Source organism: Vibrio sp. E150_011 (genome assembly GCF_053544015.1).
This window is the reverse complement of sequence record NZ_JBHFOL010000006.1, coordinates 59,365-72,289: the sequence shown is the minus strand read 5'-3', so window position 1 is coordinate 72,289 and position 12,925 is coordinate 59,365. Positions and strand designations below refer to the sequence as shown.

The 12,925-nt window shown below is 42.5% G+C and carries 13 protein-coding genes; 9 read left to right on the top strand and 4 right to left on the bottom strand.

All coding sequences use genetic code 11. The features are described from left to right. The first annotated feature begins 157 nt into the window (after positions 1–157). Entirely contained in the window at positions 158–763 is a 606-nt protein-coding gene (locus ACE1OE_RS11590) for an acyl carrier protein phosphodiesterase (protein ID WP_449211145.1), read from the top strand. Positions 764–1,033: 270 nt separating this feature from the next. Then, a complete protein-coding gene (locus ACE1OE_RS11585) occupies positions 1,034–2,122 on the top strand; it encodes a ketoacyl-ACP synthase III (RefSeq protein WP_102468553.1) in 1,089 nt (362 codons plus the stop codon). Between the two features lie 106 nt (positions 2,123–2,228). Here the strand turns inward: ACE1OE_RS11585 and ACE1OE_RS11580 are convergent, their stop codons facing one another. Further along, entirely contained in the window at positions 2,229–3,932 is a 1,704-nt protein-coding gene (locus ACE1OE_RS11580; RefSeq protein WP_449211144.1) for an FAD-dependent oxidoreductase, read from the bottom strand. A 223-nt stretch (positions 3,933–4,155) separates the two neighbouring features. On the opposite strand from ACE1OE_RS11580, the gene ACE1OE_RS11575 reads away from it, so the two are divergent. The 3 genes from ACE1OE_RS11575 to ACE1OE_RS11565 are packed head-to-tail and all read left to right on the top strand — an operon-like array spanning position 4,156 to position 5,337. Next, positions 4,156–4,449 (top strand): ArsR/SmtB family transcription factor, encoded by a 294-nt coding sequence (locus ACE1OE_RS11575; protein ID WP_102468640.1) that lies wholly within the window; start codon positions 4,156–4,158, stop codon positions 4,447–4,449. A gap of 48 nt (positions 4,450–4,497) precedes the next feature. Further along, positions 4,498–4,914 carry a YeeE/YedE family protein gene (locus ACE1OE_RS11570; protein WP_449211143.1) on the top strand — a complete coding sequence of 139 codons (417 nt, stop codon included), beginning with the start codon at positions 4,498–4,500 and terminating at the stop codon, positions 4,912–4,914. Between the two features lie 9 nt (positions 4,915–4,923). After that, positions 4,924–5,337, top strand: coding sequence for a DUF6691 family protein (locus ACE1OE_RS11565; protein WP_372059625.1), 414 nt, complete (start codon positions 4,924–4,926; stop codon positions 5,335–5,337). A gap of 111 nt (positions 5,338–5,448) precedes the next feature. Here the strand turns inward: ACE1OE_RS11565 and ACE1OE_RS11560 are convergent, their stop codons facing one another. After that, positions 5,449–6,339: an endonuclease/exonuclease/phosphatase family protein gene (locus ACE1OE_RS11560; protein ID WP_449211142.1), complete on the bottom strand. Its 891-nt coding sequence runs from the start codon at positions 6,337–6,339 to the stop codon at positions 5,449–5,451. A gap of 295 nt (positions 6,340–6,634) precedes the next feature. Between ACE1OE_RS11560 and nrdD the strand changes: the two genes are divergently transcribed. From nrdD to ACE1OE_RS11540, 4 genes are all read left to right on the top strand, one after another. Beyond that, a complete protein-coding gene (nrdD, locus tag ACE1OE_RS11555; protein WP_372059623.1) occupies positions 6,635–8,755 on the top strand; it encodes an anaerobic ribonucleoside-triphosphate reductase in 2,121 nt (706 codons plus the stop codon). Positions 8,756–8,967: 212 nt separating this feature from the next. Next, the gene (nrdG, locus tag ACE1OE_RS11550) at positions 8,968–9,441 is read left to right on the top strand and encodes an anaerobic ribonucleoside-triphosphate reductase-activating protein (protein ID WP_102468559.1); all 474 of its coding nucleotides are present in this window, start codon (positions 8,968–8,970) and stop codon (positions 9,439–9,441) included. Positions 9,442–9,684: 243 nt separating this feature from the next. Then, positions 9,685–10,869, top strand: a complete 1,185-nt coding sequence (locus ACE1OE_RS11545; RefSeq protein WP_449211141.1) for an amino acid aminotransferase — start codon at positions 9,685–9,687, stop codon at positions 10,867–10,869. Between the two features lie 103 nt (positions 10,870–10,972). Next, the gene (locus tag ACE1OE_RS11540; protein ID WP_449211140.1) at positions 10,973–11,692 is read left to right on the top strand and encodes a putative ATP-dependent zinc protease; all 720 of its coding nucleotides are present in this window, start codon (positions 10,973–10,975) and stop codon (positions 11,690–11,692) included. Between the two features lie 115 nt (positions 11,693–11,807). Here the strand turns inward: ACE1OE_RS11540 and ACE1OE_RS11535 are convergent, their stop codons facing one another. Next, complete coding sequence (locus ACE1OE_RS11535; RefSeq protein ID WP_102468562.1) at positions 11,808–12,344, bottom strand: hypothetical protein; 537 nt, start codon at positions 12,342–12,344, stop codon at positions 11,808–11,810. 112 nt (positions 12,345–12,456) lie between these two features. Next, complete coding sequence (locus tag ACE1OE_RS11530) at positions 12,457–12,828, bottom strand: YgiW/YdeI family stress tolerance OB fold protein (protein WP_449211139.1); 372 nt, start codon at positions 12,826–12,828, stop codon at positions 12,457–12,459. Positions 12,829–12,925: the final 97 nt, after the last annotated feature.

The window sequence follows — 12,925 nt, the reverse complement described above, 5'->3', positions numbered from 1 at the left end:
GTCGAGGTTCACACGAGGATTGGTTTTGTGAGTGCTGTGTCGTTAGGTTTACAGCTACTTTAACCATTTCAAAAAACAAGCTATTGAAAAACAGTATTTTGGACTTTTACGCGATAAGGGTCACACTCAATACTAAATATAATTCGAAAGGTAATGTATGAATTTTTTAGCGCACCTACATATCGCCCATCATTGTGAAAGCAATATGCTAGGCAATTTATTGGGTGACTTTGTGAAAGGCGATCCGGACAAGCAGTTCTCTCCGGCTATTGCAAAAGGGATTCGTTTACATCGAAGTGTGGATTCATATACCGACACCCATGAAATGGTTAAGCATTGTAAATCACTGTTCTCCGTAGATAATCGCCGTTTTGCTCCTATCGCTATGGATATGTTTTGGGATCATTGTTTAGCCAAAAGTTGGGATAGTCACCACGCCATGACACTGGCGAGTTTCGTCAATTTTGCACAAATTGAGGTAAACACTGCCTGTGAGGTTGATTCAGTTCTATTACCTGAACGTTTTATTCGCATGAGCGACTATATGTGGCGAGAGCGATGGTTAGAATCGTATCGGGACTTTGATAACGTTTGCTATGCATTAGAAAGAATGTCACAGCGAAGCCTGAGGATGGGACCTCTAGCTGAATGTGGTACTGACTTAGAAAGAAATTATTCCGTGTTTAGTGATTGCTTCGATGAGTTGTATCCAAACGTGCTAGATTTTTCACTACAGACACATACAAACTTAATGGTTGATTGAAAGTAGCGAACGAACGTCGTGTATGTCAACCTTGTAAAACATATGACTCGAACAGTATTACCCAAATTATGGTCACTTTTGCGACTGTGGGGAGAGGTTTAAATAACTCGTTCTATTTATTTGGTAAATGCTAGGTGTGAGTGCTTCGGGGCTCGATGAATGTATTGTTGATGGGCGTTAATTATTCCGGAATGTCTATTTGCAATTCGAGTCAAAATGTTGTGATATGATGGGAAAATTGCTTAATGATCCATTATAAATAGGTACAGAATGACAACTTTTTATGCGGAGATTACTGGTTGGGGTAAGTGCCTTCCACCAGCGACACTGACCAACCATGACCTAAGTACAGTTATGGAAACTTCTGATGAGTGGATTCGTTCTCGAACCGGAATAGAAGCGCGTCGCATTAGTCATGTAAATACGTCAGATATGGCAACCGTAGCGGCTCAGCATGCGATGGCCTGTGCTGGCATTACAGCAGACGATGTTGACCTTATTATCGTCGCCACTTGTTCTCCAGATTCCCTCATCCCGAATACGGCTTCACGCGTTCAACAAAATTTGGGTGTTCCTTCTGCAGCGGCTTTCGATCTTAATGCTGCATGTACAGGGTTTGTCTACGGTCTTGAAACTGCGACCAAACTGATTCAATCGGGAAATTATCGTAACGCCATTGTGATTGGTGCAGAGCGTCTTTCTTTCTTCCTTGATTGGAGTGAGCGTGATACTGCGGTTCTTTTTGGTGATGGCGCAGGCGCTGCGGTTCTTAGCCGCACTGAAACTAAAGTTGGCTTGCAAGATGCTCAGATAGGTTGCGATGCGAAAGGGCGTGATATTCTAGCGGTTCCTAAATTCGGAACAGCAATGGACCGTTTTGCTGCGGACAATGGTTACTTCGAATTTGAATTTGTCGGTAAAGAGATCTTTAAACGAGCAGTTAAGGGCATGGGCGCTGCGGCGAACACGGTTTTGTCTCGTTCTAACCTGACGAAAGAAGACATTGATGTGGTCATCCCACACCAAGCAAATATCCGTATTATTCAAACCTTGTGCGATTTGTCTGGTATTGAGCGCGAGAAAGCGTTCGTTAATATTCAACAGTATGGTAATACTTCGGCTGCAACGGTTCCCATCGCATTATGTGAAGCCGTTGAGCAAGGTAAAGTAAAACCAAACGACAATCTGCTTCTTGCTGCATTTGGAGCTGGCTTAACTTGGGGTGCGGGTCATATAAAATGGGGTGAACGAGTCACACCAATTAATTCTAGTGATGCTGCCTTGCCTGAGTGTGACAAGACGGCGCTTGAATTAATGGCGGACGCGATAAAACATTGTCAGAACAAGCCTGTTAAGTAGCCTTTGTTCTTAAGGAAAAAGGAAGCCGATTGGCTTCCTTTTTTGTTTAAATTATAGAGGACAGATTTTAGAAGACAGCAAGCTCAAATGATTACTGTCTACCCGACTACTTGCGTGCAAATTGGTAAGTACGGTACCCACCAATAAGATTGCGAGCTTTAAAGCCACAATTGACAAGCTGACGATAAGCTACGTTACCGCGTAACCCAACTTGGCAATAAATGATGATCTCTTTGTCTTTAGGCAATTCATCCATACGTTGGCGTAATTGATCAACAGGAATGTTGACGGCGCCCTCGATAAAGCCTCCATTTTCCAGCTCTCCTGGGTTACGAACATCTAGTAATAGTTGATCGCCAGTGAGGTTGTTAATTTCATTAAAGTGAATCGGAGTCGCATCACCATTAATGATGTTGTTAGCAACAAAAGCCGCTTGGTTAATCACGTCTTTTGCACTGCCGTACGGAGGCGCATAGGTGAGTTCTAAATGTTGCAGTTGTTGAACCGTCATTCCAGCACGCTGTGCGACGGCCATAATATCGATGCGTTTGTCGACTCCGTCTTTCCCCGCCGCTTGTGCACCTAAAATTTTGCCATCGGTAGGATCGAACAGCATTTTGAATGAAACGAGCTCTGCACCAGGGTAATAGCTCGCATGGCTTGCGGTATGGACATACACCTTTTCGTAATGAATGCCTTCCTTGAGGAGCTGTTTCTCATTTTTTCCTGTTGAGGCAATAGCAAGATCGAAAATCTTACAAATCGCGGTGCCTTGAGTACCCTGATAAGACTCATTTCGACCGAACATGTTATCCGCTGCCATTCTACCTTGTCGGTTCGCAGGGCCAGCAAGAGGGACGAGAGTTTGTTCGCCTGTCACAAAGTCCATTTCTTCAATAGCATCGCCAACGGCATAAATAAATGGGTCACTTGTTTGCATCGTTGGTGATGTCCAGATCCCGCCCAGTTCACCAATTTTTAGGCCAGCTTGCTTAGCAAGAGAGGTTTCAGGGCGAACACCAATTGCCATGATGAGTAAATCAGTTTGCAGTACTTCATTGTTACTCAGTGACAATGATAAATGACCGTTAATATGAGTATGTTCGGTATTTTCACCAGTATCGATACTTGGGACATGATCGGTTGGTGTATATTCAACCGCTGTTAACGCGACCCCTAATTTTAAATCGATACCATGGTCTAGGATCTCGGCGTGCGCAAACCCGGCCATTTCACGATCAACGGGTGTCATGACTTGGTCTGCAAGCTCTAATAGAGTGGTTTTAATCCCACGCTGGTGGAACGCTTCCATCATTTCTAAACCGATAAAACCGCCTCCAACCACTGTTGCATGTTCAACATTATTGCTTTCAATGGTATTAAGGATGCGATCCATATCGGGAATGTTGCGCAGTGAATGTGTTAAAGGATTCATTGCTCCTGGGATAGGGGGAACAATCGGACTCGCGCCTGGGCTTAATAACAGAAAGTCATAATTCTCGGAGTATTCGGAACCGTCGAGTAAGTTTTTTACGGTCACTGTTTGTTCTTGTTTGTTGATTGAGACAACTTCATTCATGACACGAACGTCTACATTGAAACGTGATAAAAAGCTTTCTGGCGTTTGAAGAAGTAATTTGCTGCGGTCAGTAATGTCACCACCAATGTGGTAAGGCAGTCCACAATTAGCAAACGAAACGAAGCTACCGCGTTCGAACATAATGATTTCGGCATTTTCATCTAAACGACGTGCTCGTGCTGCTGCCGATGCGCCACCGGCAACTCCGCCTACAATTAATATCTTAGTCATGCTTACCTCGTCTCTAAATCGTAAAAGTGTCAGTTTTTTTCTGCGAGTCATCGCATCTGTTTTTTAATATATCATTAAAATTAGCTTTGTCTAATATAACTGTTACTAAATTTGAAATTACTACATTTGACTTGGCTAAATTTGCCATTGCTAAATAAGCATTGACTAATTTAATGGTATTGTGAATAATTCACTCATTGAATAAGGTGTTGAGAATTTAATGATGAATTTGGCGGATATGAAACCCAAAGTCGACGCGGTCGCGGAGACGCTTAAAATATTGTCCCATCCAAGTCGTTTGTTTGTACTTTGCCAGTTAGTGGGCGGAGAGCAAGGTGCAGGCGAGTTACAAGCGAACTCCGATCTAAGCCAGTCGGCGTTTTCGCAGCATTTGACGGTATTGAAAAAAGCGGATTTGGTTAAGGTTAGAAAAGAGTCACAACACGTGTATTACTCGTTAAAAGACGAGCGAATCAAGGCACTAATAGAGCAGCTTCATCGTCTGTACTGTCATTAGCATTTCACATAATTAGTTCTGCATCACGACGCAGAGCGAGGAGTAATAATGGACTTTGTATTTCCATGGGCATCGTTGTTTGGTGGGATGCTGTTAGGTGTATCTGCAACGTTGTTATTGTTATTTAACGGCAAAATTGCAGGTATCAGCGGTATTGTCTCTGGGGTATTAACCAGAAGAACTGGCGACGTGGACTGGCGGTGGGTCTTTCTGGTCGGCATGGTACTTGGTGGGTTTGCGGCAGGTTACTTTACTCACACAGTGCCTGTAGAAATGGTTGTGTCGTTGCCGTTTGTCCTTATCGCTGGTCTCATTGTGGGACTTGGTACCAGTTTAGGTAATGGTTGTACGAGTGGCCACGGGATCTGCGGGATGGGGCGTTTGTCGATTAGATCGATTGTTGCCACCATCGTCTTTATGGGCATCGCCATGTTGACAACCTTTTTTATCTTACATGTACTGTAGGGCATTCGTATGTATTTAGTTATTGCGTTAATTAGTGGCGTGTTATTTGGCGTTGGAATGATCGTGTCAGGCATGAGCGATCCCCTCAATGTAATTGGATTTTTAGATGTCTTTGGTCATTGGAAGCCAGATCTGGCGTTTGTGATGGGGGGCGCTTTGTTGGTATTTGCACCCAGTTATTGGTTTATTATCAAGCGCAAACAAAAACCGGTTTGCCAAGATGAGTTTTGTGTTCCGACTAACACTAAAGTTGATAAAAAGCTCATAATCGGTGCAACATTATTTGGCATCGGTTGGGGAATTGCAGGAATATGCCCAGGTCCAGCTATTGCGTCTATTGCTAATGGTAGCTGGGGTATCGTGGGTTTTGTTGTGACAATGTTACTTGGGCTTTCGATTGGCGGAAAGCTATCAGGACGATAACCAGACTATCGATAAGTCTCGCGACATTCCTTTATCAATGTATGTACGGATTGTGGCTGGAGAAAACGGAAGGGTTTTGAAAGGAGTCTTTCAAAACCCTTTTATTTGTTCTCAATAAAGTTGTGTTGAAACCGGACAATGATCGCTCATTTTAAAGTTAAGAACGTCATCGATATCCATTTTATTTTGAACGGCAGGCGCAGCGTTTAAGGTTGGACTAACAATAATGTGATCGATAATAGAACGAAATTGATGAGTTCTTTTGGGATTCTTGTTTGACCTTATCTTACATATCGCCTTGGTTGATTGTGTGGTTAAGCGAGGGCTATGATTTAGATTCTTAGTCATATCATTCCATAACCAGTCACCGCGATAAGCAAGATTATGGTTAAAGTCACCGAGTAACACATACTGGTGACCAGTTTGTTCTACTTGTTTAAGCCAACTATTAATAGCTTGCCCTTGGTGTTTAAGTTGTTTACATGAAGAAGAGTTTGAATACTTACCCGAGCATCCGGCTTTTAAGTGAACAGAGAGTAAGTGAATAGTTTGGCCATTGTGGTCAAGTCGGACTGCAGATGCAAACCTCAATCTATTTCCACTTGTTAGCGGAAAATCCGGTTCATCATATGAAGAAAGGGTATTGCGCACAGCAATTCCAGTATACTGGTTGATCTCGTTAAATTGATGCTTACTGTTGCGGGAAAGTGCACGTTCCGAAAAATAAACCCTGTACCCATTGCCAACCACTTTTCGTATTGCCTCTATTGAGTCGACCTCTTGAAACGCCAAAATGTCTGGGTTCACTTTTTGAAAATGATGAGCCAATGCCTCAAAATCGGAAGGCGAACGATCGCTTTGCTCGAACTTTGACGAGGCGGTCGTGGATAACCATTCTATATTCCAAGTCGTCAATGTGATCGCCTGCGACATTGTAGGAAAAATACTTATAGCCAGTACGCAAGTAAATTTTGTCATTTCATAACGGATTGTTCTAATCATCTTCCTTGCCATTTTAAAATTATCTCTGAGCCAATGTGCCGCAAGCGCTGGCAAAAAATCAACATAAACTTATCAAAAATGAGTGAAAATTTTATGCAATTCATCAACTGAGACCAAGTCCATCAAGATCGAATTCTTATTGCTCAGTACCTTCGTTTTGTTGATCTAAATCAATACTTTGAGTTGGTGGTTCTCGTTAAATACACCACAATATATTGTGTCAGAATTAAACGTAACAACCCTATATAGTGTATTTGTGGATAAGTCTGTGAATATTTGGGGGATAGGAGAAAGGGTGAAAACAATCGTAATCAAAAGAGACGGCTCTCGTGCTCCGTTTACAAAGGATCGTATAGAAGCTGCCGTAGTAAGAGCAGCAGAACATGCAGACAAAGCGCTTGAGCTGTATGCAACCAACGTTGCGTTAGCAGTCGAGCTGAAGTTGCAGGATTGCGAACATGTAGACATCCAAGAGATCCAAACGTTAGTCGAGAATGAGCTCATGCAGGGACCTTACAAAGGTCTTGCGCGTTCTTACATCGAATATCGTCATGACCGTGATTTGGCTCGCGAGAAAAAAAGCGCGTTGACCAAAGAAATCGAAGGGTTGATTGAAGAAAGTAATGCTGACCTACTGAATGAGAATGCAAATAAAGACGGCAAAGTAATCCCTACTCAGCGTGATTTGCTTGCTGGTATTGTCGCGAAGCATTACGCAAAAACACGTATTCTACCTCGTGATATTGTTCAAGCCCATGATGAAGGTGATATTCACTATCATGATCTTGACTACGCGCCGTTTTTCCCAATGTTCAACTGTATGCTTATTGATCTTAAAGGCATGTTGACTCACGGATTTAAAATGGGCAACGCTGAAATAGATACACCTAAATCTATTTCAACGGCTACAGCAGTTACTGCGCAAATCATCGCTCAAGTGGCAAGCCACATTTACGGCGGTACAACGATCAATCGTATTGATGAAGTATTAGCACCTTATGTAAAAACGAGTTTTGATAAGCACTTAGAAATTGCTAAAGAGTGGGATATTCACGCACCTGAGGAGTTTGCTACTAAGCAAACGGAAAAAGAGTGTTATGACGCGTTCCAATCACTTGAATACGAAGTCAATACTCTTCACACCGCAAACGGTCAAACTCCTTTTGTTACGTTTGGTTTTGGTCTTGGCACAAGCTGGGAATCAAAGCTGATTCAACAATCTATTTTAAAGAATCGTATTGCTGGCTTGGGTAAAAATCGTAAAACAGCGGTGTTCCCTAAATTAGTCTTCGCGATCAAAGATGGATTGAACCATCAAGCACAAGATCCGCATTACGATGTCAAACAATTGGCATTGGAATGTGCAACAAAGCGTATGTATCCAGATATTCTTAACTACGATAAAGTCGTAGAGATTACCGGCTCTTTTAAAACACCAATGGGCTGTCGTAGTTTTTTGAATACCTACGAGGAGAATGGTGAATTGCAACATGAAGGACGAAATAACCTTGGTGTTGTAAGTTTGAACTTGCCACGTATTGCAATAAAAGCGAATGGTGATCTCGATAAGTTCTATGAAATATTGAACGATCGAATGACACTTGCTCGCCGTGCGCTTGAAACTCGTATCAGTCGCCTGGAAAAAGTGAAAGCTCGTGTAGCGCCTATCTTGTATATGGAAGGGGCATGTGGCGTTCGTCTTAAAGCTGATGACTCTATTGCACACATCTTTAAAAATGGTCGTGCCTCTATTTCATTGGGCTATATCGGTGTGCATGAAACCATGACCGCGCTGTTTGGTGCGGACGTACATATGTACGATGATAATGACATCCGTGATAAAGCGCTGGATATCATTAAGCACATGAAAGAAACCGTGAATGCTTGGACTGAAGAAACGGGTTACGCATTCAGCCTATACGGAACACCAAGTGAAAACTTGTGCAGCCGCTTCTGCCAAATTGATGCGAAAGAATTTGGTGTGATTGAAGGGGTTACAGACAAGGGTTATTACACGAATAGTTTCCACTTAGATGTGCAAAAGACAGTTAATCCCTACGACAAAATAGACTTTGAGATGCCTTACCCAGAAATTTCGTCTGGTGGCTTTATTTGTTATGGCGAATTTCCGAACATGCAGCGGAATGTAGAAGCGTTAGAGAATGTTTGGGATTATAGCTACAGTCGAGTCCCTTACTACGGAACAAACACACCAATTGATGAGTGCTACGAGTGTGGCTATACCGGTGAATTTGATTGCGCAAGTAAAGGGTTTACTTGTCCTAAGTGTGGCAACCATGATTCATCTAAAGTATCCGTAACGCGTCGTGTTTGTGGGTATTTAGGCAGTCCTGATGCTCGTCCGTTTAACTTTGGTAAACAAGAAGAAGTTAAGCGCCGAGTTAAGCATTTATAATAAGCCGTGCTAAGCGTGCTTATGAAAAGCATGCGAACGAGAAACATAGTGCCACGCTAATGTGGCACTATGTTTTTTGATTATATGCTTACGTTATGCATTTAATCGGCTACCTATCCATGATTTATGATTTATGATGTAGGTGGTCTGTCGTTTACCCTTTTATCCTATGCCGATACACCATGATATGGTGAATCAGAGACACAAGTACTATGAATTATCACCAGTATCATCCCATCGATGTGGTTAATGGCCCGGGAACAAGGAGTACACTCTTTGTCTCTGGATGTGAGCATCAATGTCGTGGCTGTTATAATCAGACAACATGGTCGTTGCGTTCAGGCCATGAATTCACACAACAGTTAGAAGATCAGATTATCGCTGACCTTAATTGTACTCGTATTAAAAAACGTGGCCTTTCGTTATCCGGGGGAGACCCGTTGCACCCAGCGAATGTTGAGTCAGTGCTGAAGTTGGTCATGCGAGTGAAAGAAGAGTGTCCAGGTAAGGACATCTGGTTATGGTCGGGCTATACGCTATCGGCATTGTCACTTGAACAACAACGAATCGTAGACCTTATTGATGTACTCGTGGATGGGAAGTTTGAACAGAACTTGTTTGACCCTGAGTTGGAATGGCGAGGCAGTGCGAATCAAATTATCCATCGCTTTACCGATACTATTTAATAGCCACAGAAATACCATATGCTTCGTCAATAAACAAAATCCCTGCCACCTCGATCTCCGGCCGTATTGTCACCTGTTTTCATAACAAGCAAACTAAAGACCCCATAGCACAAGCAATGCTATGGGTTGTTTATTACGCAAACTTTCCTTCTGAATCTATAGAAAACACAAAAGTATTTCAAAAATTTGTTTCTAGTGATAACGTTGACGCCATCGCTTGAATTTCAAAGGGTTGTGACTTTCATGTTTTCTCATTTATCCGAGCCTACGCTCGATCCTATTCTGTCTCTTTCGGTTGCGTACCGAAATGATCCTCGCCAAGACAAAGTTGATCTTGGCATTGGTGTTTATCGCAATAGTGATGGCCAAACACCAATAATGAAAGCCGTTGCAGAAGCGCAACGAATCGTGACCAGTGAGCAACAAACTAAAGCTTATGTTGGACTGGCTGGCTGCGAAGAGTTTAATCAAAGCCTTGGTAAGGTTGTATTCGGTGAAACACCCATTTACGACCGTATGGAAATTATTCAAACACCAGGTGCCAGTGGCGGCTTAAGAATGTTAGGTGACTTACTTAACGTCGCAGCGCCGGGTACAACAGTTTGGTTATCGAATCCTAGCTATGTTAACCATAAACCAGTGATGGAAGCGGCAGGCTTGAATGTTAAGTATTACCGTTATTTCAACGCCGTTACAAAACAAGTAGACACTGACGCCATGCTGACCGATATCAGCACCGCGGGTGTGGGCGATGTCGTGTTATTGCATGGTTGTTGCCATAACCCAACCGGTGCTGATATATCGCTAGACGATTGGAAACAAATTACTGAACTCAGCGTTCGGAATGGATTTGTTCCATTTGTTGATGTTGCCTATCAAGGGTTTGGCGATGGGTTAGAGCAAGATGCACTCGGACTTCGACACATGGCAGAAAACGTTGAAGAGATGTTATTAACGACCTCCTGTTCCAAAAACTTTGGTTTGTATCGTGAACGCACCGGTGCGGCGGTTGTGATTGGTAAAAATGCCAAAGAGGCCGCGAATGCAAGAGGTAAACTACTAACATTAGCTCGCTCAACGTATACGATGCCGCCTGATCACGGTGCGGCGTTAGTAAAAACCATACTAGCGGATGAACATCTAACGGGACAATGGAAGTCAGAATTGGTGGAAATGCAGCAAAGATTGGTTTCGCTGCGTGATGGGTTATGCAAAGAACTTAAAAATAACCATTCATGTGACGAATTTGACTTTATCATGGATCACAAAGGTATGTTTACTGTGCTAGGATTTAGTGCAGAGCAGATGCAGCGCCTTCGTGTTGATTTTGGTATTTATGGTGTTGACGATGGCCGAATCAATATCGCAGGTTTATCTGAAGCGCAGCTACCTTATGTTGCCGATGCGTTGATATCAGTGAATCAGTAACATAATAAGAAAAGTATTGTGTTCTGTCAGAATGTTATCCAATTATAAATAATAATTAAGTGCACAGTAGTGCCATGTTGAATAGAGCTATAAAGGTGAATAAATGAAACCGTGGAAAGTAATTTTACCACTGATGTTGAGTGGCGGCTTAGTTGCTTGTTCTACTACGACTCCAATTGAACCTGTTAACCCTCCGCAAGTTGAGAAACCTACAACAGATTCGAAAGTGGACGAGACCTCGGTTGACTCTGAAGCCACTAAGTCGGAAGCTGATGCAGACAAAGTTAAACAAGAAGGTGAGGTAACGAAACCTGCAGAAACCAAACCTGTTGAAGCAAAGCCCGCTGAAAAGCCGGTAAAACCTGTTGCGAAACCTGCGCCTGTTAAAACAGACGAAGGTAAACTTATCTTAGGCGAGCAAGAGTATGTTCGTTTGGTTGATATGAAAATAACGACCAAAGCCCGTATTGATACAGGCGCGACAACTTCATCGTTAAGCGCAGTCGATATCGTTCCTTTTGAGCGTGATGGTAAAGATTGGGTCAAATTTAAAGTTAAGCATAAAGGCATTGAATCTAAAGAAATGAGTATGCCTGTTGAGCGTTGGGTGAAAGTGAAACAGTCGAGTTCAGATGAAAGCGATAAACGCCCAGTGGTAACATCGGTGATTACTATAGGCGACATGACAAGTAAAACTGAGTTTACGCTGGCGAATCGTACGCATTTGAAATACCCAGTGTTGTTAGGGAGAAGTTTTTTCCGAGATGTTGCATTAGTAGATGTCGGTAGAAAATACGTTCAACCAAAACCAAGCACCAAATAAACGTTGTTGCTTTGATTAAAAAAGGCTTTCGAAATGAAAGCCTTTTTTGTTACTTGAGTTTGACATATAGCTTAAGCAGGGCAGTCAATGTGTCATGATTATTTGACCTAATGGTCTAAAACTCAAATCGAACAGCCATTTCTACTTGCGTGCCATAAATACCGCCGTCTTTTAAGTCAGCACCAAGAGAAAGTTGGTCAGTTGAATGAAAGCGTGCACCAGCGCTCCAAATGAAGACGGTGTCATCTCTTCTATTTAACATACCAATTTGACCCACACCTTCAACATTTTCAAGCAACCATACTCTTGAGCCTATGTTGAACTCAGACATAAACTCGCTATCAAATTTTTCGTCGTCACGAGTCTTTACATTATGAACAAGAAGCTGACCATAGATATCTGCAAACTGACCGGCTGGTCCATTAAACCCAATCCCTCCAGCTACGTCCCAATCGCCCTCAAAACGAGTGTCACCTTTTAAAACAAAGTGCGTGTTTTCAGTAAAGAATGTACTAAATCCAGCGCCAATCGTACCTGGGTTAGCGCCTAGGCGGACTTGAAAAGCATTGTAATTAAAGTTGTTAGCTTGAACTAACGTAGGGGCGGCGACTGCGAGCGCTAAAAGGGCAGTACGACTTGCTTTACCTAGCATGAGAACTCCGTAATAAAATTGGGCGACATAAGGTCAATGTGAACAATTCGTCAAGTATATATAAAAAAGGTCTGCAAAATACAGACCAATTTATCTTATGTCACCAATTTATTTACATTATTTGAATATGGTCGACCTCTATTTCTGGTGTTGAGCCGCTTTCATATTCACCGTATATGCGAACTTTGGTTTTATTGTCGATAGGAGAAGATAGAACAACATCATCTAACTCGATTTGAATTTCTGCTTTTCCATCACTGAAAATAAATTTGTCACCTTTAATTTGGCGGACTAAATAACCATCAATAATCACATCCTTTTCACTAAACATGCTCGTATCTTTGAGAAGCTCAGAAACCGAGACTGTATCGACGGGACCATTATAAACAACGGAGGTTTGAGCGTGGTGATCGCCGCCTTTCGCTAGTGCTAACGCAGGCGTTAAAGATAGAGCAGCAATAAGACTAATCGTTGTTTTTTTCATCGTAAATATCCTTTGTATTAGGGAAGTGCTTCAGTTCGGAGTCTATTTAAACGCACTTAAACTTAACCACGCGTGAGGGGCTTATTCATTTTCCATT